Below are 26,355 nucleotides of genomic sequence, written 5' to 3'. Positions count from 1 at the left end.
GAACGAGAATCCGTGTCGATTGAGCACGGCGCGATAAAAAACAAGGCCGCCATCCGCGAAGGATGGCGGCCTTGCTGCGTCGATACGGCCGAAGGCCTACCTCTTGCCGATGAACGACAGGATCGGCCGCAGCGACTGGGCGGGAATGCGGTCGAGCAGATCGCCTTCGCGCTGCAGCCGCTTCTCGATGTTCAGCAGATGATAGTCCGCGATGGCCGCGTCCCGGCGCACCTCGTCCCAATGCAGCGGCGTCGAGACGCTGGCGGCGGCGCGAGCGCGCGGGGAATAGGGCGCGATGATCGTTTTGCCTTGATAATGCTGCAAATAATCGACATAGATCAGGTCGCCCCGGTGCTTCTTGAGCCGCTCCACCGTGAACAGCTTGGGATGCTTGTCCGACAGGTAGGTGCCGACGAATTCGCCGATGCGCCGCAGCTCGTCGAACGTCAGGTCCCGGATCACCGGCACGATGATCTGGACGCCCGTCGCGCCGGAGGTTTTCGCCGTGGATGCGATGCCGAGCGACCGGAGCAGGTCGCCGGCCAGCAGCGCCGCCTCCATGATGCGCGGCTCCTCTTCTAGCGAGGGATCGAGGTCGAGCACCCATTCCGTCGGATGGGCAGGATCGCTGACGCGGTCGAAGGATGCATGGTACTCCAGGCAGGCCAAATTGCCGAGCCATAACAGCACCGGCAATGAGGTCAGCTTGACGTAATCGATGCCGCCCTGCGGCTCCGTTTCCACGAAGTCCGGCGCGGGCGTCGGACAGTTCTTCTGATAAAAGGATTTGCCGTTCACCCCGTCGGGGAAGCGGATCGTCGTCAGCAGGCGGTCCTGGCAGTGCTTCAGAAGCCAAGGCGCGAGCCCTGCCAGGCGCTGGAGAAACACGGCTTTCGTGATGCCCATCTCCGGCCACAGCAGCTTATCCGGATTGCTGATGGTCAGCTCCTGCCCGGCCACGAGAATCGTGCCTTTGACCGCGCGGCTCATGACAGCGGCTCCTTCGGCAGGAACGTGACCAGCTTGGGATGGCGCAGCTGGCCGGCGGAAGTCAGCTCGAGTCCGGTCACCCGGCAGCGGAAGGGCAAGGACAGCCACTGCACGTCTTCGTTCTTCAGATCCTCGGGCATGCCGGGGAACGGACAGGCCACCACGGCCAGATGGGAACGCTGCGGACGGAAGGTGGAAGCCAAGACCCTGCGCAGCGCGTCGTTCAAGCCGAGCGAGACGCTGCCCAAATAGCCGCCCTCCAGCTCCATCACGAGGCTTGCCACGATGCCGTTTCGCCACTTAAGCCCGACGATGTCGACGTCGAGGATGAGCTCGATCTTCTTTTTCAGCCAATCGCGGTGCTTCTTGCCTTCGCGGTACGGGCTGGACAGCCGTTTGCTGACGACGCCTTCCCACCGGTTCGCTTCCACCCAGGACCAGAGCGCTTCGCCGTCTTGGAACAGATCCGTCGCGAACAGACGCGGATCGCCGGTTCCGATCAAGGCGGTCAGCCGACCGTGCCGCTCCTCGTAAGGCAGCCGGCTTAGGTCGCCGCCGCCGTCGGCCAGCAGGTCGAACAGCACGTACACGAGTCCGCCGTACGATTTGGCGTTGGCAAGGGATTCGGCTGCGGCCGACGGGGAAGCTGGGCTGCCTGGCTTGTCCGCAGAAGCGGCGGATGCATGCGATCCGGGGATGTCTTGTTCGCCTGTTAAGGCTTCGCTATTAACGGAAGTCTCGCCGGTCTCGCCGACGGAAGTCCTGCCAGCGGAACCCCCGACAACGGCATTCCTTCGAGCGGAAGTCTCGCCGATTATAGCCCCGCCGCCCGGCACGCCAGGCATTGTCGGGCGCGCGCCTGCTTCGGGCAGCGCATGCCGCGCGAGCACGCGCGACCGCTCCCGTTTCAGCACCTGCTGGAAGTTCGGCCGTATGCCGTCCCACCAGACCACCTCGCCGTCGAGCAGACAGGGACCGAGCTCGGCGGCTTTGGCTTCCAGCAACGCGACGATTTCGGGGTAGACGGCGTTCTTCAAGTACAGCTTTCGCGAGAACAACTCCACTTGCCCGTGCCCGTTCAGCCGGGCCAGCATGCGGACGCCGTCCCATTTCAGCTGATAGCCCCAGTCGCTGCCGGAAGGCAGCTCGCCCGACGACAGCGGCGCCATCGGCTCGGAGGGAAGCGGGATGACGGGCGAATCGCCGTCCGAAGCCGGATACGAGGATGGATCATCGGACAAATGCTGCGGCCATGGCTGCTCCATCTACGACACCGTGTCTTCCTTCTTGGATTTGCGGGGCCGCGACGTCTTCACTTTCGCGACGACCTCGCTGCCTCCGGCCGCATCGGCCGCAGGCTGGGCCGCATCGCCGGGCGCGGCGCCGCCTGCCGCGTTCGTGTCCAAGCCGCCGGGCGCGTTCGGCGGAAGTTTCACGGCCTCGAGGCTGGCCTGCAGCGCGGCCATCAGGTCGAGCACGTTCGTCTTCTGCGCTTCCGGCGCGACGGATACGTCCTCGCCGGCGATTTTGTGCTGGATGAGATCCATGAGCCGGTCGCGGTAGTCGTCCTTGTATTTCGCCGGCTCGAACGGCGTGGACAGCTGTTCGATCAGCATGCGCGCCATCATCAATTCCTTCTCGTTGACGTTGACGGAGTCCGGCAGACCCGGCACTTGGCTCACGGAGCGAATCTCGTCCGGGTAGAAAATCGTCTCCATCGCCAGGCAGTCGTCGATGATCCGGATGGCCGCGAGCGAGCTTTTGGAGCGGATCGATACTTTGGCGATCCCGATCCGGCCGGACTGCCGCATCGCTTCCAGCAGCAAATTATACGCGTTGCCGCCTGCCTGATCCGGCGAGAGGTAATAGGTTTTCTGAAAATAAATCGGGTCGATTTCCTCCAAGGCGACGAAGTCCAAAATGTTGATCGTCTTCGTGGCTTCGCCGGACAGCTGTTCCAGCTCGTCCTTCTCGAACAGCACGTACCGGCCTTTCTCGTATTCGTAGCCTTTGACGATGTCGTCCCACTCGACCTCGACCTCGCAGGTCGGGCATTTGCGAATGTAGGAGACGTTGCTGCCGCAAACCCGGTGGATCAGCTTCATGGAGATGTCCTTGTCCTCGGTCGCGGAGAACATTTTGACGGGAACGTGCACGAGGCCGAAGCTGATGGCTCCTTTCCAAACGGTATGCATGAATGCATTCCTCCTTTTCGATTTGGCATTGCGTGCGTTTGCATGAAGATTCCTCTAGCTTCAGTGTTCCCCCGAATGCATGAAGCTAAGCCGGTTCGGGCATATTTTCGTTAGCACAACCATCATTTCAGCAGAAGGGGGCGAAGCGGAATGACCGAAGCCGGAAATTCCCCGACGGGGTCGAGCAACGACAAGAAGCACGAAGGCCGCGAAGACTTTTTCATGGACATCGACCGGATGGTGAATGAAGGGTTGGGCGGGGGCCAAGTGACGCAGCATAACGGCCTGATTGACGAAACCACCACCGACACGATGGAGATCGAAGCGAGGGAATAGCATGGATACGAAACGCGCAATGGAAATATACAATTCGAAGGACACCTTCGCCGTTCAGTTGGGCGACAAGTCCGTCTGGATCGAGAACGTGGACGAGGCGAACGGCATGGCGACGGTGCAGGTCGGCTCGGACCCGCTCAATACGCAGACCGTTTCCTGCGACCGGTTGACGGAGCAAGAAGGCGAATAGCCGCAAGCGAAGAACGCCGGCCGTAGGCAAGCGAAACCAAAAGTTGCGAGGCAAGACGCGCACCGAAAAGAACGAACCCGCGAGAACGGAAGAGAGACGACCCCGGCGCGAATCGCGCGCTCGGGGTTCGTCTGCGTTTCCCGGCGGCTGTTGAAAGAAAGCCGCAATGCCTCCCTCGTGCCGAGCGCGCTGATTCGCCTGATTAACGTCCCGCGAAGACGGGTAAAACCTTCCTGACGGCGGTTCTAGCCGCGAACCGAGCAGAAGGGAGTGGTTACGAATGGCACATCGCGATATCGATGTCGAAGAGCGTCATATCGAGCGCAAATCGGATTCCAGCCTGGTCGCGTCCACCTTCATCAAGTATGCGGCATACCTGATTATTTTCTTCGGCGTGCTGTATTTTCTCGCGCATTACGTCTTGACGAAATTCTGATCGACGGACGATGAATCGTCAATTGTAAAGCTTGGGCCCTTGGCGGCTCGGGCTTTTTTCGTTTGTCCGCAAACAATCCCAAGCGGGTTACGTTGCTTTATCGTGGTGAAATGTAACATCAAATCAGCGTAATTCGAAGGTAGATAGATTTAAACGATACATACGACAAGATAAATCGGCTTTTCATTTTGAATTTGGTCGAAAACAAGGTATAATGGATGCAGAAGATGGAATTTTAGCCATCCATGCGTTAGGGGGAGAAGATATGGCGAAACAGCATTATAAGATTTCAAAGCTTGAATTGCTGCGGCGGATCGTATTTATTACGATTGGTGCGGCGCTCGTATCGGTAGCTCTGGAAATATTTCTCGTGCCGAACAACATCATCGACGGCGGCATCGTGGGCATTTCCATCATTTTGTCCCATATTACAGGCGTGACCCTAGGCATCTTTCTCTTTTTGCTCAACGTCCCTTTCCTCATTATCGGTTATAAGCAGATCGGCAAAACGTTCGCGCTTTCGACGCTCTACGGCGTTACGGTCATGTCCATCGGCACGACGCTGCTCCATCCCGTGAAGGCGTTGACCTACAGCCCGTTCCTGGCGCCGGTCATCGGCGGGGTCATCCTCGGCATCGGGGTCGGACTCGTCATCCGGTTCGGCGGCTCGCTCGACGGCACGGAGATCGTCGCGATCCTGTTCACGAAGAAAACGGCGTTCTCCGTCGGCGAGATCGTGATGTTCTTCAATCTCTTCATTCTCGGCAGCGCGGGCTTCGTCTTCACGTGGGACAGCGCGATGTATTCCCTGATCGCGTACTATATCGCCTTCAAAATGATCGACGTGACGCTTGAGGGCTTCGATCAATCGAAGTCCGTCTGGATCATCAGCGAAGAAGCGAAGGAAATCGGCGACGCCATCATGAACCGCCTCGGGCGGGGCGTCACGTACCTGCAGGGCGAAGGCGCCTTCTCGGGCGGCATGAAGCGGGTCATCTTCTGCGTCATCACGCGTCTGGAGGAGGCGAAGATGAAGTCGATCGTCCAGGAGCTGGACCCTTCGGCCTTCCTCGCGGTCGGGAACATTCACGACGTCAAGGGCGGACGCTTCAAGAAGCGGGATATTCACTGACGACCGTGCGGCCGGCAGCCGATAATCGCGAAAATACGGGCAAGGCCGCGCGCAAGACGCGCGGCCTTGCCCGCTTTTGTTGCGGGTCCGCGGGCTGACCGATATAATAAGGTCAATTAGACGGAATCGTGAGCGGTGCCATTGGAGGGTGGAAAGTGGACGAATTCGCACGCATCCGTCATTGGACGGAGCATCGGCAAAGCGCTGCGCTGCTCGCGTCGCAGGGCGTCGTAACCGGCATCGGGGACGATGCCGCGGTCGTGGCGCTGCCGCCGGACGAGCAAAGCCCGGCGGAATGGCTGCTGGCGGTCGACACGATGGTGGAGACGGTCCACTTCAACGACGCGACGATGGCGGAGGAAGACGTCGGCTGGAAAGCGCTGGCCGCGAACGTCAGCGACATCGCGGCCATGGGCGGCACGCCCCGGCACGCGCTGGTCTCGGTCAGCGCGCCGAAGGCGTGGGGGCCGGAGCGCGTGCGCCGGCTCTATGACGGGCTGTACGCGTGCGCCGGGCATTACGGCGTCGCGGTGGTCGGCGGCGACACGACGTCGTCGCCGCTGCATTTGGTCGTGGCCGTGACGGTTACGGGCACCGTGGCGGCCGGGAAGGCCATCCGCCGGGCGGGCGCGCGGCCCGGCGATGCCGTGTTCGTGACCGGCGCCGCGGGGATGGCCGCGGCCGGTCTGCATTTTTTGCTCGCCGCGGGCAGCGCTGCGGCGGGCGGGGGCGATTCGCCGCGGCCCGTGCCGCCGGCCGCGGCCGAAGCGGCAGGCACGGCGGCGCTGGTGCAGGCGCACCGCCGGCCGGCGCCTTCCGTGCGCGCGGCGGCGCTGCTGGCCGCGCGCGGCACGGTCACGTCGCTGAACGACGTCAGCGACGGATTGGCCAGCGAAGCCTGGGAGATCGCCGAGGCTTCGGGCGTCAAGCTCGCGCTCCGCGAGTCGCGGCTGCCGAGGAGCGGCAGCCTGACCGCTTACGCGCATCGCGCCGGCGTGGATCCGCTGGATTGGATCCTCTACGGCGGCGAAGATTACGCGCTGCTGGGGACCATCGCAGCCGAGGACGCGGACGCGGCCAAGGCCGAGCTGGAAGCGGCCGGCCTGCCGATGTACCTCATCGGCGAGGCGGAGCAAGGCCCCGCCGGGGTCGAACTGGTCCGCGATTACGGCGAGCGCGGACCGGGCAGTAGGCGCGGCAGGTTCTCGTCGCCGCGGCGCGAGCCGCTCGCGAAGCGGGGTTATAATCATTTTGGCGGGTAGGCAGGTGGAAGGTTAGCATGAGCGAAAAGATGGAAGTCGTATGGACGGTCGAGGACGAGTCCGGCACGGTCCTGCTCGCGGAGACGCTGGCGGGCTGGGCGATGCCGGGCACGGTGCTGGCGCTGGACGGCGACCTCGGCGCGGGCAAGACGCGGTTCTCGCAGGCATACGCCAAGGGAATCGGCGTGCCGGGCATCGTCAACAGCCCGACGTTCACGATCATCAAGGAATACAAGGGCGAGCGGCTGCCCCTTTATCATATGGATGTCTACCGGCTGTCGGAGCCGGAGGCGGACGAGCTCGGCCTCGACGATTATTTCTTCGGCGACGGCGTGACGATCGTGGAGTGGGCGAGCTTGATCGAAGCCTTGCTACCGCCGGAGAGGCTCCAAATCTATATCGCGCATCTGGGCGGAGAAGCCCGGCGGATCGCGATCACCGGCATCGGTCCGCGCTATGCGGCATGGTGCGGGCAATTACAGGGAATGGGAGCTAAGTAAGTCATGGATGAACATAGAACGCTGGGCGGCCCGGACGGGCCGCTCGTGCTGGCGGTCGATACGTCGACCGCCGCGCTGGCGGCCGCGCTCGTGCGCGGCGGCGAGGTGCTGCGCGAGGTGCAGTCGCTCGCGGAGCGCAATCACTCCGTGCACACGGTGACGACCGTGCACGCGATGCTGGCGGAATGCGGCGTGCAGCCGGAGGAGCTGGACGGCATCGCCATCGGCCGGGGGCCGGGCTCCTATACGGGCATGCGCATCGCGGTGTCGCTCGGCAAGACGCTTGCTTGGGTGTGGGACAAGCCGCTTGTCGGCATTTCCAGCCTGGAGGCGCTTGGTTTCGGACGTTGGCTGGCGGAGCGCGAAGGACGCGGCGATGCGTCCTCCGCGGACGTTGTGCCGTCTGAAGGCGCAATTGCATCCGGCGGCGGCTTAATATCCCCATCGGCTGCCGTCGTAACAGGATCGGCCATGCCGGTGCCGGTAGAGCAAGCGCCCTTGGGGATGCGTACACCTGGGCACGCATGGATCGTGCCCATCATGGACGCCAGACGCGGCCAGGTGTATACGGCTTCCTTCTCCGCTGGAGAAGAGAACGTCCCCGGAGGCTGGGAGCGGCTTGCGAGCGACGCGATCCGCCTCATGCGCGACTGGGTGGACGAGCTGGCCGAGGCGGTTGCCGCGGCCGACGACGCGGCGCGTCCGGCGGCGATCTGGATCGTCGGCGAGCTGGCCTTGCACGAGGCGGAAGCCGATCGCTTGCAGGCGCTCTGTCCGGGCGTGCAGGTGCGCAAGCTGCCCGCATGGATGGAAGGGCGGGCCGTCGCCGCGCTCGGCGCGAAGCGGCTTGCCGCGGGAGAGCGCGACGACGTGCATGCGTTTGCCCCGAATTACACGCAGCTGACGGAAGCGGAAGTCAAGCTGCAGGAGAAGCAGACCAAGGAAACCGCCGCGGAAGGAGCTGTTCGCGATGACGCCAATTGACCGGAACCGCCTCGTTTTTCGCTCGATGACGCTGGAAGACGTGCCGACGATCGTCGCCATCGAGCTGGAGAGCTTCGCGACGCCATGGACGCAGGAAGCGTTCGTGAACGAGCTGACGAACAATCATTTCGCTCGCTACATGGTCATGGATTACGAGAACGACGTGATCGGCTATGCCGGGATGTGGACGATCATGGACGAAGCGCATGTCACGAACGTCGCCGTGCGCGAAGCCTACCGCGGCCAGGGGCTCGGCGAGCGTCTGATGACGGAGCTGCAGCGGACGGCCGTCTTGTTCGGCGCGCGCCGCATGACGCTGGAAGTGCGCGTGAGCAACGACATCGCCCAGCGGCTCTATGCCAAGCTGGGCTTCGAGCCGTCGGGCATTCGCCCCGGCTATTATTCGGACAATATGGAGGATGCCCTGATCATGTGGGCGGATTTGCCGGAGTCCTCTGGACTGGAGCAATGGTATGACGAAGAACGCACCTAATGAACTGATCCTCGCCGTCGAGACGAGCTGCGACGAAACGTCCGTGGCCGTCGTCCGCGGCGGCAAAACGATCTTATCCAACATTGTATCGAGCCAAATCGAAACGCATCGCCGGTTCGGCGGCGTCGTGCCCGAGATCGCCTCGCGCAAGCACGTGGAGTCCATCACGCTCATCATGGAGGAGGCGCTTGCGGAAGCCGGCGTGACGTTCCGCGACCTGTCCGCGATCGCGGTGACGCAGGGGCCGGGACTCGTCGGCGCCTTGCTCGTCGGCATCGTCGCCGCAAAAGGCCTGGCGATGGCGCTCGGTCTGCCGCTTATCGGCACGCATCACATCGCTGGCCATATCTATGCCAACGAACTCGTGCATGAGATCGAATATCCATGCCTCGCGCTCGTCGCTTCCGGCGGGCACACGGAGCTCGTGCTGCTCGAGCGCGAAGGCAAGTTCCGCATCGTCGGGCGCACCCGCGACGACGCCGTCGGCGAAGCGTACGACAAGGTGGCGCGGACGCTGAAATTCCCGTATCCCGGCGGACCGCATATCGACCGCCTCGCGCAGGCGGCGGAGGAAGAAGTTCCGCTGCCCCGCGCTTGGCTAGAGGCGGATTCCTATGATTTCAGCTTCAGCGGGTTGAAATCCGCCGTGCTCGCGAGCATCAACACCGCCGCCATGAAGGGCGAGACGATCCGCGAAGCCGCGCTGGCCCGGGGCTTCCAAGCCTCGGTCATCGACGTGCTGACGACCAAGGCGCTCCGGGCGGCCCGCGAATTCGGCGCGAAGCAGCTGCTGCTTTGCGGCGGCGTCGCCGCGAACGGCGGTTTGCGCGCCGAGCTGACCGCGCGCTGCGGCGAAGCGGGCATTCCGCTGCTGATCCCGCCGCTCAAGCTTTGCACCGACAACGCGGCCATGATCGGCGCGGCGGCGCATCTCAAATGGACGCGCGGCGAATTCACGCCGCTCGACATGAAGGCCGAGCCCGGACTGTCGCTGGAGGAATGGTCGGTTTAGCCGCCGCGCGAACGGCGGCATCGGGATCCTATTGCGATTTTTCAACTTTTTGTCATTCTGAATTGACAGACGATTTAAGTTAGGCCTATAATAAGCAACAACACTTCAATCAACGAAACGCGACGAACAGGAGCAGTAAAGCGAACGCCGGGTACAGAGAACTGCGGGTTGGTGCAACGCAGTCGATGGCAGCTTGAACCTCGCCTGGGAGCGGAGCGGCGGAACGGGTTTCAGTATCGGCCGAAGGCCAAGGCTGAAGGGAGCTCGCGTACGCCATTACGGTTAACCTCCGTGATCGGGTGCATGACCTTCGATTTCTAGAGTCGGTCGTCATGCTTAAGGTGGACGGTTGCCCCGCGAGGGAATCGTCAACAAGGGTGGTACCGCGCCGGACTTTACAGTCCGTCGTCTCTTGAATAAAGAGACGGCGGACTTTTTTGATTTTCGGGACAGCGGGCGTCCGGCGGTTTCGGGCAGCGAAGTGGCGGATGAGCAGCAAGCAGGCGAAACGTGCATCAAATCAGCAGCGAACGAACACATACAGCGAAACAACGCGTTGAACAGGAGCAGTAGGAAGAAGGTCCGGGAAGCAGAGAGCTGCGGGGAGGTGCGACGCAGACGAAGGACATCCGAACTCGCCTGGGAGCGGAACGAGGGAACGCGGAAGGCGCCGTCCGGAGGACGCCCGGCTGCCGTCGCTACTTCGTTACGGCTAACCCCCGTCATCGGGTGCAGCGGGCGCCGGCCTTCCGGCCGATTGCCGCTGCTTAAGCGGGTCCGGCCATGCGTCCGGGCAACGAGAGTGGTACCGCGGCATGCCTATGAAGCCTGTCGTCTCTTGATTCAGAAGAGACGACGGGCTTTTTCTGTTGTCCGGCCGTCGGGACGAAGCACCCAAACCCAAAATATCAGGAGGAACCAACCATGACCCAATCCAATGCCAATGTCAGTGCCGATAGAACCGCCAATTCCGCCAACAAAATGATCCGCATCTTCGATACGACGCTTCGCGACGGCGAACAGTCGCCGGGCGCGACGCTGCGTCCGGAACAGAAGATCGTCATCGCCCGCCAGCTGGCGAAGCTCGGCATCGACGTCATCGAGCCCGGCTTCCCGATATCGAGCCCGGGCGAGTTTGCCGCCGTGCAGCAAATTTCCCGCGAGCTCCATAATGTCGAGATCGCCGGCTTTGCCCGCGCCATTCGCGGCGACATCGACGCGGCCGTCCGCGCGACGGCGGACGCGGCGCGCAGACGCCTGCACCTGTTTATCTCCTCGTCGGATATCCATTTGGATTTCCAGCTGAAGAAATCCCGGGAGCAGGTCGTGAACATCGCCCGCGAGATGGTCGCTTACGGCAAGCAGTTCGTCGACGAGATCGAGTTCTCCGCGATGGACTCCAGCCGCACCGGCCGGGAGTTCGTGATCGAGATGGTCGAAGCGGTCATCGCCGAAGGCGCGACGATCATCAACTTGCCGGATACGCTCGGATTCGCGCTTCCGGAAGAGTACGGCGCCATGTTCCGCGACGTCAGAGCGGGAGCGCGCGGAGCGGATAACGTGCAGTTCAGCGCGCACTGCCACAACGACCTCGGCCTGGCGGTCGCGAACAGCCTCGCGGCCATCGCCGGCGGCGCGACCCAGATCGAAGTCACGGTCAACGGCATCGGCGAACGCGCCGGCAACTGCTCGCTGGAAGAGCTGGTCATGGCGATCGAGACGCGCAAATCCGCCATCGGCGCGGAGACGGGCATCGTCATGGGGGAGATTTACGAGACGTCGCGCATGGTGAGCCGGCAGATGAATTTTCCGATCGCCTACAACAAGCCGATCGTCGGGCGGAACGCGTTCCAGCACGAATCGGGCATCCATCAGGACGGTTTGCTCAAGAACCGCAATACGTACGAGATTATGGACCCCGAAGCGATGGGCATCCCGCGTAGCATGATCGTGCTCGGCAAGCACTCCGGGCGCCATGCCATCAAGCATCGTCTGGCGGAGTTCGGGATCGAGCTGAACGAGGCGCAGATGCAGGACGTGTACGATCGTTTCAAGGCGAAAGCCGACGAGCTCAAAATCGTGCCGGACGACGTGCTGGTGCGGCTCGCGAGCGAGACGACGGACGTGCAGCATGATCCGTACGTGCTCGTCGACCTTCAGGTGCTGGCGGGCTCGCAGCGTTCGCGCATAGCGTCGGTCACGATACGCGAGCGGGATTCGCAGGAAGAAAGCACGTATGCGGGAACGGGCACCGGTCCGCTCGAAGCGGTCATCCGCTGCCTGCAGCAGGCGATTCCGGCGGGAGCGGAATTCGAGGACCTGGAGCTGCACTCGTTGTCCACGGGGGAAGACGCCCGCGGCGAAGCGGTCGTCAGCGTGGTGCGCGGCGGCAAGCGTTACAGCGGCACGGCGGTGCATAACGATATCATTTTGGCATCGGCCCAGGCTTACGTGGCGGCGTGCAACCAGCTGCTCATGAGCGGGCAGGCGAACCAAGGCGATTCGGCCAAGGCAGCGAAGAGCAGTTAACGTTACGCCAGCCTGATCGGCCCGTGGAGTTAAACGCACCAATGAAGCAGCTATACGAACGAACCTGATGAATGACAGATGCTAAACGGCGAAAGCAGGGGATATCCCCTGCTTTTTCGTTTTCCACAGCGTTATCCACAGTCGACAGGTAAAATGTGCATAAACATGTAAAAGCCGCGAAAATTGGGCGTTTACAATGTGAATAAAAGTTGGATAAGTTTTTCACAGCTCACCTGTGGATAATGTGGATAATGGGAATATATTTTGAGCTAACCCGAGGCTATGTGAAGGCTTCTTAAAGAAACGGTAAATTTGTTCGGGTTATTCGACAAAATAGGTGCCAGAATTGCCGCGCAATTTGTCCTCTGCTGTGGATAGATCTGTGGAAAGAGGGGATAGATTGACAAACGCTCCTTTACGAAGCGCCGCCGCAAGACGGTTTCCTTTTCGAATCATCGGGAAAACCTACTTGCTATGAAGGACGAATAAGGAACGGGCAATCGGCGGAGTTGACGGACGCGTCGGAGAAGGCGCGCCAAGGCGCCGTTCGATTGGCGGACGGCTTGGGGGCAAGCGGCCTTGGAGACGACGTCCGGCGGACTTGCTTCTTTTGCTGGCAGGCGAACGAGCCGGACAACGGAATCGTGATTCTGAATGCATTGGCGGGACTCGCGGCGGCTGGACTGCGGGATTTGAACGGCCTCCGGCCCGCCTCGGATTCGCCGGCGAAGAACGCGGTTCAGCCATTGAGCGCTGCACGATCGGGGCTGCTTGCTTCCATTAATAGTTTGCGGAGCGAATTTTCGTTGCTGTCGAATGGACTTAAAGCCGTTAAGGATTCGGCGATAGGCTTGTCGAATCTGAGCACGGCGATGTAGCCGGAGCACCTCCATCAAGTTTGGAATCGGGTTCTTCCGGTTCAGTTGTCTACCTGCGGATAACACGCGCAATCGACGGGCTGCGCCAGCTACTATCGGTCTGGGATTGGACGACAATAATCCGGACAGCTGAGGTGCTGTCCGGATTCAGGATCGGTGCTGCTATTTTGCTGCTGCACGCGCTAAAAGCGCCGTAAAATCATGTCGGCGACCAAATCGACCGCAATCGCCGTAGGCGATGCGGCGGCGGAACCGGCGTTAGGCCAGAAGCTCCTCCCACATCTCGTAGACCTCTTTCAGCTGCGCCTTTCGCGTATCGATATCGCTCTGGATCGTGCCGACCCTTACATAATCGTTGTACACCTCGGGATCGGTCAGCTGTGCTTCGAGCGCCGATATTTCGTCCTCCAAGCGAGCGATGTCGGATTCCAACTGTTCCTGCTTGCGAAGCCGGTTTCGTTCGTCACGCTTCGCTTGTTTGTCGGCTTCATAGGAGGTTATGGGCGCGGCTTCCGCGATCGGAGCGGATTTGCCCTGTTTTCCTTGCGAAGCTGACAGCGTTTCCTGCTGCAGCTCTTCGATTTCCCGCTTTTTCTGGATCATTTCGTCATAATTTCCCAGGAAATGTTCCGTCCCCTGCGGATGCAGTTCGACAATGCGCTCCGCCATCTTGTTCAAGAAGTAACGATCATGGGAAATGAACAGGAGCGTTCCGTCGTAATCCATCAGCGCGCCTTCCAGCACTTCTTTGCTGTACAGATCCAAATGGTTGGTCGGTTCGTCCAAAATGAGCATGTTGGCGTGCGCCAGCATCAGCTTCGACAACGAGACGCGCGCGCGTTCGCCGCCGCTCAGCGTGCTGATCTTCTTCTTCACGTCGTCGCCGCTGAACAGGAAATTACCGAGCACGGTCCGGATCCGCGCCTCTTCGATATGCGGATAGCTGCTCCACAGCTCCTCCAGCACCGTATTGGCATGGTTCAGCCCGGTATGTTCCTGATCGTAATAGCCGATCTTGACGTTGGTGCCCCAGCGAATCGAGCCCTGCTCGTACGGCTGCTGATCGACAAGCGCCTTGAGCAGCGTCGATTTGCCGATCCCGTTCGGACCGACGAGCGCGACGTTCTCCCCGCGTTCGAGCCGAAACGTCACGTTGCGGAAGAGCGGGTCGCTTTTCTCGGGAAACTTGATCGACAAATCGCGGACATCCAGCACGTCGTTGCCGCTTTGCCGCTCGATTTCGAAGGAAAAATGCGCCTTCTTCAAATCGCCGAGCGGTTTGTCGAGACGGTCCATCTTCTCGAGCGCCTTGCGCCGGCTCTGCGCGCGTTTCGTAGTAGACGCGCGGACGATGTTGCGCTGCACGAAGTCTTCCAGCTTCGCGATCTCGTCCTGCTGCTTGTCGTACTGCTTCATCTGCGCTTCGAATTCGGAGGCTTTGATCTCGATGAAACGGCTGTAATTGCCCGTGTACCGCCTGGCGTTGCGACGCTCGATCTCCACGATCGTGCCGACGACGGCGTCCAGGAAATAGCGGTCATGGGAAACGACGAGAATGCCGCCTTCGTAGCCGCGCAGGTAATCTTCCAGCCAGGTCAGCGTTTCGATGTCGAGATAGTTCGTCGGTTCGTCGAGCATGAGCAGATCGGGCGCCTGCAGCAGGATCCGTGCCAGCGCGAGGCGGGTTTTCTGCCCGCCGCTGAGCGTGGAGATGACCGTCTCCGGCGGGAAATGGCCGAAGCCCATCCCGTGCAGCACGCTGCGGATCCGGGTTTCCATCTCGAAGCCGCCCTTGGCCTTGAACCAGTCCGAGAGCTGGGCGTAGCGGTTCAGCACCGCTTCGTACTGCTTCTCGTCGCCGTGCAGCGCCGGATCGGCGATTTGCTGCTCCATCGCGCGGAGCTCGCGCTCGGCATCGGTAAGATGGGCGAACACGGCGCGCATCTCCGCCTCGATCGTCTTGTCCGACTGCAGCCCGCTGGATTGCGCCAAATAGCCGATCGTCGTTTCTTTCGATTTATAAACAGTGCCGGAATCCGCCGAGATTTCGCCCGCGATAATCCGCAGCAGCGTCGATTTGCCCGCGCCGTTCACGCCTACGAGGCCTACCCGTTCGCGGGGCAGCACCTGGAAGGTCACGGACGTGAGCACGCTGCTGACGCCGTAGTTTTTGGATACATCCGAAACTTGAAGAAGCATGGTTCCCGTTACCTCCAACCTGAAGAAATTGCCTTTGTACCAGTTTACATGAAAACCAGGCATCGCGCGACCGTCTTCCTGCCCGGAAACGCCGTTTTCTCGCTTGGGCTCGGTTGGCGAAATATGGGCAACAGTGGTAAACTAAATAACAACTATGGTCAGAAAACAGCAGGAACGGCAAACCTTGAAGCAAAGCGGGGAATGGGATGAATCGGTCGGAGGAAAAGCGGGAGGCCCGGCTGGCGGCGAAGCTCCGGCGGGACGGGCTGCCCGAGGAAAGCCGGATGGCTTGGTCGGATACGGTGTGCCAGCGGGCCGTGGAATGGCTTCGCCTGCGGAATGAACGGGGAACGCCGATGCGTAGCGTCATGGCTTACGTCCCGTTCCGTTCCGAGCTCGATACGACGCTGCTCATCGAATGGTGCTGGCGCACCGGGCTCACGGTCGTCGTCCCGCGTTCCTTGACCGGCGATCGGTCGATGGAATTGTACGTCGTCCAGGCATGGGACGAGCTCGCGCCGGGCGCCTACGGCATCCGGGAGCCCGATCCGGCGACGGCAAGCCGCTGCGACGCGTCTTACGTGCCCGATGTCGTGTTCGTTCCGGGACTGGCCTTCGATAACGAAGGCGGCCGGCTCGGATACGGTGGCGGGTACTACGACCGCTTCCATGAGCGGCTGGCTTTGACGGTACGGGATGCCGGGGGCGAGATGCCGAAATGGATCGGTTTGGCTTACGAAACGCAGCGGCTGAAGGCCGTGCCGATGGACCAGCATGACGTCCGCGTCGACGGCGTCATTACCGAAGTCGGATTCAACGGGAGGGGCATGTCATGGATTTGACCCATTTTAACGATCAGGGCCGGGCGCGAATGGTCGACGTATCGGACAAAGAGGTGACGACCCGCGTCGCCGTCGCGCGGACGACCGTCACGATGGCGGAAGAGACGCTGCGGCGCATCAAGGCCGGCACGGTCGGCAAGGGCGACGTGCTCGCCGTGGCGCAGGTCGCGGGCATCATGGCGGCGAAGAAGACGTCGGACTGGATTCCGATGTGCCATCCGCTTCCGCTCACCGGCGTCAATCTGGCGTTCGCGGATAACGGCGCGAACGAGCTTTATATAGAAGGAACGGTGAAGACGACCGGCAAGACCGGCGTCGAAATGGAAGCCCTGACGGCGGTATCCGCGGCGGCGCTGACGGTGTACGACATGTGCAAGGCGCTCCAGAAGGACATGGTGATCGGCCCGACTTACCTGGCTTCCAAGAGCGGCGGCAAGAACGGCGATTATTCCGTTAACGGCGTTTAAATTTCATGCCGCAACCGGCATTTTTTTATAAACCTACTGATTGGGGGAGAAGCGAATGCGGTGGAAAGTGGCGCTGCTTACGGCAAGCGACAAAGGCTCGCGCGGCGAGCGCGAGGATACCAGCGCGCAGGTCATTCGCGAGCTGGTCGAGGAAGAGCTTAGCGGAGAAATCGTCGATTACCGGATCGTGCCCGACGAGCAGGACGAGATCATGGCGGCATTAATTGAAATGACGGATTATTTTCAAGCGGATCTGGTCATCACGACGGGCGGCACGGGGCTTGCCCCGAGGGACCTGACGCCGGAGGCGACGCTGAAGGTCATCGACCGCATCGTGCCGGGGCTTGCCGAAGCGATGCGACTCGGCGCCATGCAGCGCACGCGCCGCGCGATGCTCTCGCGCGGCGTCTGCGGCATTCGCGGACGCTCGCTGATCATCAATCTGCCGGGCAGTCCGAAGGGCGTGCACGAGAACCTGATGGCGATCATGGATCAGCTGCCGCATGCGCTGAACATCCTCTCCGGACGGACGGGGGATCATGCGGAATGAGCGAAGGGAAGCAAGGAACGCTGCTGAAGGAAGTGCCGGTGCGAGAAGCGGTCGGACTCGTGCTCGCGCATGATTTGACGCAGATCATCCCGGGGCAGTTCAAAGGGCGGCTTTTCAAGAAAGGGCATGTCGTCGCCGAGTCGGACATCCCGAAGCTGCTCGATATCGGCAAAGAGCATATCTACATCCTGGAGCTTGGCGATGGCGAGCTTCACGAGGATGACGCCGCGGGCAGGATGGCGCTGGCGCTGAAGGACGACGGGCTGCTGCTGACCGAGCCGCACGAGGGCAAAGTCGCGGTCAAGTCGGCGCTGGACGTGCCGGCGCTCGCCGTCATCGAACCGGATGTCGTTCATGCCATTAACGAGCTCGGGGAGATCGCCCTGGCGACGCTGCGGACGCATGCCGTCGTCATGCCGGGCGGGCAGCTTGCGGCCACGCGCGTCATTCCGCTCGTCGTGCCCGAGGCCAAGGTCGCCGCGGTCGAGGAGCTTGTCGCCGAGTATCGCGAGCTGCACGGAGGACGCGGCCCGATCGGGCTGAAGCCGCTGCGGAAGTTCCGAATCGGCATGCTGACGACCGGCGGCGAAGTATTCTCCGGGCGCATCGAGGACCGTTTCGGCCCGGCCGTGCGCAGGATCGTCGAGTCGCTCGGCTCCGAGATCGCCGAACAGCGGTTTTCCCCGGACGACCGTCAAACAATTGTCAAGGAAATACACTACTTGCGGCAGCAGTCCTATGATATGATAGTCGTAACTGGCGGAATGTCGGTAGACCCCGACGACCGTACCCCTGCGGCGATCGCGGAAGCGGGCGCGCGCATCGTCAATTACGGGACGCCGATGCTTCCCGGCTCGATGCTGCTCATGGGCTATTTGGACGGGATTCCGATCATGGGCCTTCCCGGATGCGTCATGCACGATCCGTATACGTCGTTCAACGCGCTGTTGCCGCGAATACTCGCCGGCGACGTCATCGACAGGCGCGACATCGTCACGATGGGCTATGGCGGCCTCCTTACGGCGCAAACGTGGGAGACGGGCATCGGCAAGCGACAACCTTGATGAACCTCCGCTTTTGAAGCGGATTTATTCTATGGCAAGCCTAATATGAAGGAGGTATGTACCATGGGCGGAATAGGCGTAACGGGTTTTCTGCTTATCGCATTGGTGGCGCTGCTGCTGTTCGGACCGAATAAGCTGCCTGAGCTTGGCCGGGCGTTCGGCCGGACGTTGAAGGAATTCAAAGCGGGCGCGAAGGATATCATGGAGGACGACCACGACGATCGCAAACCGTCGAAGCGAGTGGAAGTGAACCGTTCGGAAGATCGCGGCGAAGACAAGCGGCTCCCAGAGTAGTGGGGCCCGCTTTTTTTCTTGAAGCGGACATTAGCTTGCGTAAGCGCGTTCACGCTTGTCCGCATTTCGCGGACGGCGCATGCCGTTTATGCGCGTAAAGAGAGGTGACACTGCAGGTGGCCAACCTAGATTCGGCCGATACGACGGAAACCCAGCGCGGCGATAAAATGATGACGCTGTTCGACCATATCGGCGAGCTGCGGCGAAGAATCATTTTCACCCTCGTTTTCCTGGTGGTCGGGATGATCATCGGGCTGTTTTTGGCGGATCCGGTGTACAACTACATGGTGACCCAAGATCCGGTGAAGGGCATGAAGCTGAACGCCTTCTCGCTGTGGGACGGAATCGGCCTGTACATGAAGTTCGCGCTCGTCATCGCGCTCGTCTTTGCGTTGCCGGCCGCTGCTTATCAACTGTGGGCTTTCGTCAAGCCGGCGCTCGGGAAGAAAGAGCAGCGCGCCACGCTCATGTTCGTGCCGTTCGTGCTCGTCATGTTTCTGGTCGGATTGTCGTTCTCGTATTATGTGGTGTTTCCGATGGCGTTTAATTTCACGACGGACGTCGCCAAGCATTTGAATCTCGTCGAGACGTACGGGGTCATTCAATATTTCTCGTTTTTGTTCAATATCCTGATTCCGATATCCTTGCTGTTCGAGCTGCCGATCGTGATCATGTTCCTGACGAAGCTGCGGATCCTGAATCCGAAGCGGTTGAAGAAAATGCGCAAGCTCGCTTACTTCATTCTCATCATCGTCGGGGTCGTCGTGACGCCGCCGGATTTCATCTCGGACGCCTTGGTGGCCGCCCCGCTCATCCTCCTCTACGAGATCAGCGTGATGCTCTCGAGCGTCGTCTACAAGAAACAGCTGCAGGCCGATCAGGCGTGGGAAGAAGAATACGGAACGTAAGGCCGGCCGCGCGCCGGCTTTTTCTTTTGTCCGCCGCCTTTATCCGTTTAGGGGGAGCTTGTTGTAAAATTCCTATGAAATCGACGGCGAAAGACTTGAAATCCATCCGCGAAATCGGTATTATTAGAAATGGTTATTAGCACTTAACGATTGCGAGTGCTAACAAAAGTTGCACAACTATTTAAAGGAGGCTATTTTCATGATCAGACCTTTGGGTGAACGCGTATTGATCGAACCAATCGCGAAAGAAGAAACGACTGCAAGCGGCATTTTGCTGCCAGACACGGCCAAAGAAAAGCCGCAAGAAGGCAAAGTTATCGCTGTAGGCAGCGGTGCGGTTAAGGACGGCGTGCGCATTGCGCTTGAAGTCAAGGAAGGCGACCGCGTTTTGTTCTCCAAATATGCCGGTACCGAAGTAAAGTACGAAGGCAAAGAGCTTTTGATTATGAAAGAAAGCGACATCCACGCGATTTTGGGCTAAGCCGCAGCGCTTTGGCTCCACATACATGGTTAAGCTTGCGTACCTAAACTAATCATTATTCAGGAGGTTATCAACGATGGCGAAAGACATTAAATTCGGCGAAGACGCTCGTCGCGCAATGCTGCGCGGTGTAGACGCCCTGGCGAACGCAGTTAAAGTTACCCTTGGTCCTAAAGGCCGCAACGTGGTACTCGAGAAGAAATTCGGCAGCCCGCTGATCACGAACGACGGCGTGTCCATCGCGAAAGAAATCGAACTGGAAGACGCGTTCGAAAACATGGGCGCGCAGCTGGTTAAAGAAGTCGCTACGAAAACGAACGACGTTGCCGGCGACGGAACAACGACCGCAACGGTTCTGGCGCAAGCGATGATCCGCGAAGGTTTGAAAAACGTAACGGCAGGCGCTAACCCGATGGTTATTCGCAAAGGCATCGAGAAAGCCGTTCGCGCGGCTGTCGAAGAGCTGAAAGTGATCGCGAAGCCGATTGCCGGCACGGAATCGATCGCGCAAGTAGCTTCCATCTCCTCCGGCGACGAAGAAGTGGGCCAACTGATCGCGGAAGCCATGGACAAAGTCGGCAACGACGGCGTTATCACGGTCGAAGAATCCAAAGGCTTCGTAACGGAGCTTGAAGTGGTTGAAGGCATGCAGTTCGACCGCGGCTACCTCTCCCCGTATATGATCACCGACACGGATAAAATGGAAGCTGTCCTCGACAATCCGTACATCCTGATCACGGACAAGAAGATCTCCAACATCCAAGAGATCCTGCCGGTTCTGGAGAAAGTCGTGCAATCCGGCAAACAATTGCTGATCATCGCAGAAGACGTTGAAGGCGAAGCATTGGCAACCTTGCTCGTTAACCGTCTGCGCGGCACGTTCACTTGCGTGGCTGTCAAAGCTCCAGGCTTCGGCGACCGCCGCAAAGCGATGCTGGGCGATATCGCTGCCCTGACCGGCGGCCAAGTGATCACGGAAGAGCTGGGTCTTGAGCTGAAAGCCACGACCGTGGATCAACTCGGCTCCGCGCGTCAAATCCGCGTCACGAAAGAAAACACGATCGTTGTCGACGGCTCCGGCGACAAAAAGGACATCGATGTCCGCATCAACCAAATCCGCGCGCAGCTGGAAGAAACGACTTCCGACTTCGACCGCGAGAAACTGCAAGAGCGTCTGGCTAAGCTTTCCGGCGGCGTAGCGGTTATCAAAGTCGGCGCAGCGACGGAAACCGAATTGAAAGAGCGCAAGCTCCGCATTGAAGATGCCCTGAACTCGACTCGCGCAGCGGTTGAAGAAGGCGTCGTTTCCGGCGGCGGTACTGCACTCGTGAACGTATACAAAGCCGTAGCGGCCGTAAATGCAACGGGCGACGAGAAAACGGGCGTTAACATCGTGCTTCGCGCACTGGAAGAGCCTGTTCGCACGATCGCGGCTAATGCCGGTCAAGAAGGCTCGGTTATCGTTGAGCGTCTTAAAGGCGAAGCAATCGGCGTAGGTTACAATGCAGCTTCCGGCGAGTGGGTAAACATGTTCGAAGCAGGTATCGTTGACCCTGCGAAAGTAACGCGTTCCGCACTGCAAAACGCGGCTTCCGTAGCGGCGATGTTCCTGACGACCGAAGCGGTTGTTGCCGACAAACCGGAAAAAGACAAACCAGGCATGCCTGACATGGGCGGCATGGGTGGAATGGGCGGCATGGGCGGCATGATGTAAGCTGCCTTGCAAAAGCCAGTAATACCAAAGGAAACGGGGCCATTATGGCCCCGTTTTTTGTTTTAAGTCACGAAAAAGTCACGTTGCTTGCAAACGAGTTGCCGGAAGAATATCTTTGAAATGAATATTCACCTTCTCGTCAGCATTCCGTTTGTCCATGGGAAGGCTATCATGGGATTAAAAGAAAAAAAGGTCTATTTATACAAGTGAACGAAACCCCGCGGGCATTCACCTGCGGTTTTTTTGTGTTTGGCTTATAAGACAACTTCAATTTTAAGGGTTCCTCCAACTAAGGGACACGAATACGTATTATTTACCACCGGGCATAATATTGGCGGAGGTGACTAACAGTATGAGATGTGTCTATTGTGAAAATTTTAAACAAATCAAAGGGTCAAAATATAATTGTTACATTTGCTCCATCGTTAGGAATGTTGTTAATAATCGCTTAAGGTAGGAGGGACAAAGTGTTCTTTTTTAGTAATATGTCCGGTAAGGGATGTTTGTATAGTTTGGTTATAACCATCTTAGTCAGCGGCTTGTTTTGGCTTATTGGCAAGATGTTTAATTTCCCGTTTCTCCTTTTTGTTCCTTTTGTTTTTCTTCCTTTTATGTATAAAAGAAAATAACGAATAAGATAAATTGCATATTTCAATTCCTTAGCGGGCAAACCAAAGTTGATTTCAAAATCAGTTGAGGAGTTGACTTTCCATGAGGAAAATGAAATATCTCTTGACGTTTTCACTGCTGAGTTGCTTCACGCTAATGCTCGGCGCCGGAATTTTAAGCGCTGCGGGCTCAAATCCTGTAAATAGCATGACCTCACCTTCTACCCCAAGCAACCAGTCTTACGACAACCGTTCGATGAATAGCTACAACGCGACCTCAATTACAGGAGGGAACTATCGGGCTAATGCAGTTAACGATGACAATGATTTCGATTGGGGCTGGTTAGGCCTTCTAGGTCTAATCGGTTTAGCTGGCATGAGAAGTCGCTCTCGTGATAATGACCGTGCCCGTACCTAAATTGGAAAAAAGCCCTTGTACAACAGGGGCTTTTTTGTTTGGATGAAGTTGTTGAATAACTTTTTCAATGTAAAATCTTCTAGTCTGCCTCTCCCGCAGATTGATATCTATTCCGAACACGTGGGGCAAGTGAACAGAATAATCAAAATCCATTACGGGAAAACCAACTAAGAAATTCAAACAACCCATCGAGGAGTGAATTACCTTGAGAAAGAAATTTCTTCTTACATTGTTGCTGATAGGCTGCTTAACCTTAATGTTAAGCGCTGGCGTACTAAGCGCTCACGGAACAGTTTCGAACCAAAGTAACGACGGTGGCATGAACAACCAATCTTATAACAGCCAAGGAATGAATACAAACAGCTACAATGCTACATCGACTGCTGGTGGCAACTATCGCGCTAATGCTGTGAATGATGACAATGGAATGGATTGGGATTGGCTTGGCTGGTTGGGATTGCTTGGTCTGATTGGCTTGAGAGGTCGTAGTCATAATCGCGAACCAGAACGTAGATAATTTAGAGACAGAACAGCAAACAAAATAAAAGCCCCGGCGATTGATCGCCAGGGCTTTTATCATTCTCACGAAAGAAGGGAGGTCCGCCGTCCGGTTAGCAGGCCATTCTCCGTATGCAATCACAATCCTATTGAGCTCTGTCACCGGTGGTCGAACCTTGCCGTCTGCTGGACCGGCAGAAGGAGGATAACGTGGCAAAGAGCAACTTTTTACAACGAAACGTGGTTTATCCGGAAGCCAATCACGAGAGTCCAATACAAACTCCGTTCATGAAATGCAAATAAACAAAATAGGCTTCCCCAAGGATCCTGGCCGATCCAAAGGGAAGCTGCGCTGATGATTAATTTATTAGGTTAATCTCTCAATGACAAGCGATGCACTCGTGACAGGCGTTCCGCCACCGATGCTTGCTTGCAAAGTCAAGGCACCCATGTTATCGATCCGGTTGAGTGTGAGCGTTCCGCCAGCGGTCAACTGGGTAACGACTTGGCCTGGATACGGTTGGTTACCCGCGCTTGATCCGTAGTTGCTGCAAGGTACGAGTGCCGGCGGAGTTGGACCAGCACCGTCCGGGTCGAAGAACAAGCCGAAGGCGGAGTTGCCAGGAGTCGGAAACACTTCCCAAGTAATTCGATAAAATCCTGTCGACAGGATGTTAACGGTGGAAGGTGCAGTAAAGGATACGTCCGTAGAGTTGATTAAGAAGTTGTTGAACGTAACGGCTCCACCTTGGGCGCCGGGAGCAGCCGCGGCTGCGACCACCTGGTCGACCGTACTGCACAAGAAGGCGAACATATCAGGAGCGGCGGGACCAGTTGGTCCGGGAGGACCTTGTATGCCTGTTGGTCCGGGAGGACCTTGTATGCCTGTTGGACCAGCGGGTCCTTGTGCGCCCGTGGATCCTGTTAATCCTTGAGGACCTATTGGTCCGGGAGGTCCGGGAATACCTGGTAATCTACCCATTGACTGTTTACACACTCCTCGTTTAATGTAATCGGACTGGGTTTAAATCCGGTGAGGTTACCCACACATACCATATTCCACATTGAATCGTTGCGTACCGATTTTTTTGAGCTGCGTTGTATTGTTGTCCATGCGGGTAAGGGGTGGCTTACATACCATGATCATATGAATCTTGCGATTTCTAGACGGAGGCCGGCTATGACTATCAAAAACGGGTTCGTAGGAATTCTTGTCGCGAATCGAACGCAAAGGAAATACTTACTTAGCCAATATTTATCGCACAACGCGGCAGGTGTGAAACTGATCTCCTTCACTCCTACTTCTATCGATTGGAAAGGCCGGACGGTGCTCGGATTGCAACGCGTTAAAGGAAGATGGTCTTTCGGCCGATTTCCTTTTCCCCAAGTCGTGTATAACTGCTGTTACGGCTTGGATCCTCAGCTAGTCGATAGACTGGGAGCTGCGATCGGAGAAGATCATTGCTTTAACCATATTAATCAGCTAAACAAGCTGGATATTTTCAACAAGCTAAATAGGTGGCTCACGTCAAATCTGCCGGAGACGGTTCCTTATGAAAAAGCGGACGTGATGAGCATGCTGGAGCGCCATAAGGAGATTTATTTTAAACCGCTATTCGGATGCATGGGCAAAGGGGTGTACCGAGCGGAAATGAATTCATGGGGAAATGCCCGCGTGGGTCAGCACTATTTCGCCCCCAAGACGGCGACGAGCGATCTTGCATTTTTTCAGGATCATATGAAGAACTTGATTGGCTCCACTCAGTACATCGTGCAAAAGGGAATCCCAATTCGCCAAATTGACGGGCAGGTCTTCGATATTCGATCCCTTGTTCAGAAGAATGAGCAGGGGCTGTGGTCCGTCACGAATCTCGTGAGTCGAATCGCCCATAAAGGCAGCTTTAATACGAGCTTTTTCATAAAAACTTGTTTGTCTCAGGATATCCTTAAGAAGTTATACCCGCCAGTCAAGGTTCAAGCCATCATGACTTCCATATATGATGTCAGCCTCAGAACGGCGGAGATCCTCGACATGGAGACCGATTACCATCTGGGCGAATTCAGCGTCGACATCGCGTTGGACAGCGAAGCGCATCCTTGGATTATCGAGCTGAACGGCAAGCCCCAGAAGGATCTGTACCGAGGCATTCCTAACCGTTCCGTCGTTTATCAGCGCCCGATCCAATATGCAAGTTACTTGTGCGGTAAGCGCTCTTTGTGATGATCAGTATATGGGTAAACGCTTGGACACGTGACATATAGCAGGTTGTCGGGTGATAAGAACATTATCTCGTTAAAGGCCAGGAAAATCATGACTTTTTTCATTTTGTCAAAACCAAATGGGCTCGTTCAACACCCTCAAGCCGCTATTTCTGATGGCGACGGACCGGCTTATTGACCTGATTAACGCCGAAATCATTACGATTAAGAAGCAGTTCAGGTTTGCGAAAATCAAGTGGTGGGAGCATGGGATGAGTGAGGAAAATTTCATCCTGATATCGGTACGCGTGCCGCGGGTATGAAGACACTTTCGGGATGACACGTGACGTAGCTAAGACGCAGCTAACGATTAAGTTCGGGGAGTATTTCGCGCGGGTCATGCCTCGCTTAAGTCAAAAGGACCCGAATGGTTCGCTTTCGGCTCCTTAATCAATGTATATATGTCCTATTATTCGTCTAAAAAAGTAAAGGACGAAACTTCTCCCTTGGTTCCCCAACAGGGAGACCCCATAGCCATGGATGTTTCCGCTCCTCTTTTCGAAGCCGCCTTAACGGACATAGAACCGGCAGGCGGCTTTTGTATAATACATACCATTAATCTTTATGGCAGATTCATTTACCTCTTCGATTACACCTCCGTCATCCGCGATTGCTTCATCCTTCTACTGGACAATAACTGTTGTGCCAATAAGAAGGGCGGCAACCGCCTTTGCATCTGTATCGATTTCTTTGCCCGGTGGTTTTGGGCTGTATCCCAAGTTGTGCTTGGAATTGCAGCTGGGCTTGCAGTTGCGCCCGTAACTGTGCCTGAGCTTGCTGAATCGTTTGCAGAATGGTGAGCTGATTGCTAGTGCCGGGACTCGGACACTTTCTCGCGGCCCTATGGTGCAATCTATTCTTGCTATGCTTTACGGCACGGACCGCCATCTCCGGCATGCACTCCCTTTCATATTGAATTCGCCATTATGAATATGATCCGAGACATTCGTTTCGTTGGACAAGGCGCATAGCAGGGGACATTCGCGTATTTCATGGGAATAAGCCTGGACCGTTCCCTTAACGGCCAAATGAACGATCTATTTCTACTACTGAACTAAGCTCCGTACAAATTCCGATCGCTTGGGATTTGAGCCGGGGCTTTTTAATTTGCTATTT

At 57.9% G+C, this 26,355-nt stretch carries 28 protein-coding genes; 24 read left to right on the top strand and 4 right to left on the bottom strand.

All coding sequences use genetic code 11. The features are described from left to right. Positions 1-96: 96 nt before the first annotated feature. From ligD to ku, 3 genes are read right to left on the bottom strand one after another with little or no spacing between them, the layout of a single operon-like run. Positions 97-990 (bottom strand): non-homologous end-joining DNA ligase, encoded by an 894-nt coding sequence (gene ligD / locus GT019_RS11230; RefSeq protein WP_161743236.1) that lies wholly within the window; start codon positions 988-990, stop codon positions 97-99. Then, on the bottom strand, positions 987-2,255 hold the full coding sequence (locus GT019_RS11225) for an ATP-dependent DNA ligase (protein WP_161743235.1): 1,269 nt from the start codon (positions 2,253-2,255) through the stop codon (positions 987-989). Before GT019_RS11225 ends, ligD begins: the two co-directional genes overlap by 4 nt. Then, a complete protein-coding gene (ku, locus tag GT019_RS11220) occupies positions 2,256-3,185 on the bottom strand; it encodes a non-homologous end joining protein Ku (protein WP_161743234.1) in 930 nt (309 codons plus the stop codon). Between the two features lie 150 nt (positions 3,186-3,335). Here ku and GT019_RS11215 point away from each other — a divergent pair, with 150 nt between their 5' ends. The 11 genes from GT019_RS11215 to GT019_RS11170 all read left to right on the top strand — a co-directional run bounded on the left by GT019_RS11215 (position 3,336) and on the right by GT019_RS11170 (position 12,937). Beyond that, positions 3,336-3,521 (top strand): hypothetical protein, encoded by a 186-nt coding sequence (locus tag GT019_RS11215; protein WP_161743233.1) that lies wholly within the window; start codon positions 3,336-3,338, stop codon positions 3,519-3,521. 1 nt (position 3,522) lies between these two features. After that, on the top strand, positions 3,523-3,711 hold the full coding sequence (locus GT019_RS11210) for an H-type small acid-soluble spore protein (RefSeq protein ID WP_161743232.1): 189 nt from the start codon (positions 3,523-3,525) through the stop codon (positions 3,709-3,711). A gap of 280 nt (positions 3,712-3,991) precedes the next feature. Beyond that, positions 3,992-4,147, top strand: a complete 156-nt coding sequence (locus tag GT019_RS31580; protein WP_201755343.1) for a hypothetical protein — start codon at positions 3,992-3,994, stop codon at positions 4,145-4,147. A 265-nt stretch (positions 4,148-4,412) separates the two neighbouring features. Beyond that, a complete protein-coding gene (locus GT019_RS11205) occupies positions 4,413-5,279 on the top strand; it encodes a YitT family protein (protein ID WP_161743231.1) in 867 nt (288 codons plus the stop codon). A 155-nt stretch (positions 5,280-5,434) separates the two neighbouring features. Continuing rightward, positions 5,435-6,541 (top strand): thiamine-phosphate kinase, encoded by a 1,107-nt coding sequence (gene thiL / locus GT019_RS11200; RefSeq protein ID WP_161743230.1) that lies wholly within the window; start codon positions 5,435-5,437, stop codon positions 6,539-6,541. Positions 6,542-6,558: 17 nt separating this feature from the next. Then, complete coding sequence (gene tsaE / locus GT019_RS11195; RefSeq protein WP_161743229.1) at positions 6,559-7,041, top strand: tRNA (adenosine(37)-N6)-threonylcarbamoyltransferase complex ATPase subunit type 1 TsaE; 483 nt, start codon at positions 6,559-6,561, stop codon at positions 7,039-7,041. A gap of 3 nt (positions 7,042-7,044) precedes the next feature. Then, positions 7,045-8,025 carry a tRNA (adenosine(37)-N6)-threonylcarbamoyltransferase complex dimerization subunit type 1 TsaB gene (gene tsaB / locus GT019_RS11190; protein WP_161743228.1) on the top strand — a complete coding sequence of 327 codons (981 nt, stop codon included), beginning with the start codon at positions 7,045-7,047 and terminating at the stop codon, positions 8,023-8,025. Further along, the gene (gene rimI / locus GT019_RS11185) at positions 8,012-8,518 is read left to right on the top strand and encodes a ribosomal protein S18-alanine N-acetyltransferase (RefSeq protein WP_161743227.1); all 507 of its coding nucleotides are present in this window, start codon (positions 8,012-8,014) and stop codon (positions 8,516-8,518) included. The genes tsaB and rimI overlap by 14 nt, the downstream gene beginning before the upstream one ends. Next, the gene (gene tsaD / locus GT019_RS11180) at positions 8,499-9,530 is read left to right on the top strand and encodes a tRNA (adenosine(37)-N6)-threonylcarbamoyltransferase complex transferase subunit TsaD (protein WP_161743226.1); all 1,032 of its coding nucleotides are present in this window, start codon (positions 8,499-8,501) and stop codon (positions 9,528-9,530) included. Before rimI ends, tsaD begins: the two co-directional genes overlap by 20 nt. Before the next feature lie 924 nt (positions 9,531-10,454). After that, complete coding sequence (locus GT019_RS11175; RefSeq protein WP_407945077.1) at positions 10,455-12,059, top strand: 2-isopropylmalate synthase; 1,605 nt, start codon at positions 10,455-10,457, stop codon at positions 12,057-12,059. Between the two features lie 509 nt (positions 12,060-12,568). Further along, complete coding sequence (locus tag GT019_RS11170; protein ID WP_161743225.1) at positions 12,569-12,937, top strand: hypothetical protein; 369 nt, start codon at positions 12,569-12,571, stop codon at positions 12,935-12,937. Between the two features lie 258 nt (positions 12,938-13,195). On the opposite strand, the gene GT019_RS11165 is transcribed toward GT019_RS11170, so the two are convergent. Then, positions 13,196-15,136, bottom strand: coding sequence for an ABC-F family ATP-binding cassette domain-containing protein (locus GT019_RS11165; RefSeq protein WP_161743224.1), 1,941 nt, complete (start codon positions 15,134-15,136; stop codon positions 13,196-13,198). Here GT019_RS11165 and GT019_RS11160 point away from each other — a divergent pair. The 13 genes from GT019_RS11160 to GT019_RS11095 all read left to right on the top strand — a co-directional run bounded on the left by GT019_RS11160 (position 15,125) and on the right by GT019_RS11095 (position 26,039). After that, on the top strand, positions 15,125-15,346 hold the full coding sequence (locus GT019_RS11160; RefSeq protein ID WP_161743223.1) for a hypothetical protein: 222 nt from the start codon (positions 15,125-15,127) through the stop codon (positions 15,344-15,346). The two genes, GT019_RS11165 and GT019_RS11160, sit on opposite strands and share 12 nt — an antisense overlap. Beyond that, positions 15,343-15,978, top strand: a complete 636-nt coding sequence (locus GT019_RS11155) for a 5-formyltetrahydrofolate cyclo-ligase (RefSeq protein ID WP_161743222.1) — start codon at positions 15,343-15,345, stop codon at positions 15,976-15,978. Before GT019_RS11160 ends, GT019_RS11155 begins: the two co-directional genes overlap by 4 nt. Next, positions 15,969-16,445: a cyclic pyranopterin monophosphate synthase MoaC gene (moaC, locus tag GT019_RS11150; protein WP_161743221.1), complete on the top strand. Its 477-nt coding sequence runs from the start codon at positions 15,969-15,971 to the stop codon at positions 16,443-16,445. Before GT019_RS11155 ends, moaC begins: the two co-directional genes overlap by 10 nt. A 55-nt stretch (positions 16,446-16,500) precedes the next feature. Beyond that, the gene (locus tag GT019_RS11145; protein WP_161743220.1) at positions 16,501-16,995 is read left to right on the top strand and encodes a MogA/MoaB family molybdenum cofactor biosynthesis protein; all 495 of its coding nucleotides are present in this window, start codon (positions 16,501-16,503) and stop codon (positions 16,993-16,995) included. Next, on the top strand, positions 16,992-18,059 hold the full coding sequence (locus GT019_RS11140; RefSeq protein ID WP_161743219.1) for a molybdopterin-binding protein: 1,068 nt from the start codon (positions 16,992-16,994) through the stop codon (positions 18,057-18,059). The genes GT019_RS11145 and GT019_RS11140 overlap by 4 nt, the downstream gene beginning before the upstream one ends. Positions 18,060-18,122: 63 nt before the next feature. Then, the gene (locus tag GT019_RS11135) at positions 18,123-18,353 is read left to right on the top strand and encodes a twin-arginine translocase TatA/TatE family subunit (RefSeq protein WP_161743218.1); all 231 of its coding nucleotides are present in this window, start codon (positions 18,123-18,125) and stop codon (positions 18,351-18,353) included. Positions 18,354-18,520: 167 nt separating this feature from the next. Further along, the gene (gene tatC, locus GT019_RS11130) at positions 18,521-19,261 is read left to right on the top strand and encodes a twin-arginine translocase subunit TatC (protein WP_161743252.1); all 741 of its coding nucleotides are present in this window, start codon (positions 18,521-18,523) and stop codon (positions 19,259-19,261) included. A 199-nt stretch (positions 19,262-19,460) separates the two neighbouring features. Continuing rightward, on the top strand, positions 19,461-19,742 hold the full coding sequence (groES, locus tag GT019_RS11125) for a co-chaperone GroES (protein WP_161743217.1): 282 nt from the start codon (positions 19,461-19,463) through the stop codon (positions 19,740-19,742). Positions 19,743-19,818: 76 nt separating this feature from the next. Then, positions 19,819-21,456, top strand: coding sequence for a chaperonin GroEL (gene groL / locus GT019_RS11120; RefSeq protein WP_161743216.1), 1,638 nt, complete (start codon positions 19,819-19,821; stop codon positions 21,454-21,456). A 711-nt stretch (positions 21,457-22,167) separates the two neighbouring features. Continuing rightward, a complete protein-coding gene (locus tag GT019_RS11115) occupies positions 22,168-22,482 on the top strand; it encodes a WGxxGxxG family protein (protein ID WP_161743215.1) in 315 nt (104 codons plus the stop codon). Between the two features lie 205 nt (positions 22,483-22,687). Next, on the top strand, positions 22,688-22,999 hold the full coding sequence (locus tag GT019_RS11110; protein WP_161743214.1) for a WGxxGxxG family protein: 312 nt from the start codon (positions 22,688-22,690) through the stop codon (positions 22,997-22,999). A gap of 1,161 nt (positions 23,000-24,160) precedes the next feature. Then, positions 24,161-25,201 carry a YheC/YheD family endospore coat-associated protein gene (locus GT019_RS11100; protein ID WP_161743212.1) on the top strand — a complete coding sequence of 347 codons (1,041 nt, stop codon included), beginning with the start codon at positions 24,161-24,163 and terminating at the stop codon, positions 25,199-25,201. Between the two features lie 514 nt (positions 25,202-25,715). Continuing rightward, positions 25,716-26,039, top strand: a complete 324-nt coding sequence (locus GT019_RS11095) for a hypothetical protein (protein WP_161743211.1) — start codon at positions 25,716-25,718, stop codon at positions 26,037-26,039. The last annotated feature ends 316 nt before the right edge of the window (positions 26,040-26,355 follow it).

Origin of the sequence: Paenibacillus glycinis (assembly GCF_009909185.1) — a bacterium.
Lineage (GTDB): Bacteria > Bacillota > Bacilli > Paenibacillales > Paenibacillaceae > Paenibacillus_Z > Paenibacillus_Z glycinis.
The sequence above is the reverse complement of the archived record's forward strand: the minus strand, read 5'-3'. Positions and strand labels throughout refer to the sequence as shown.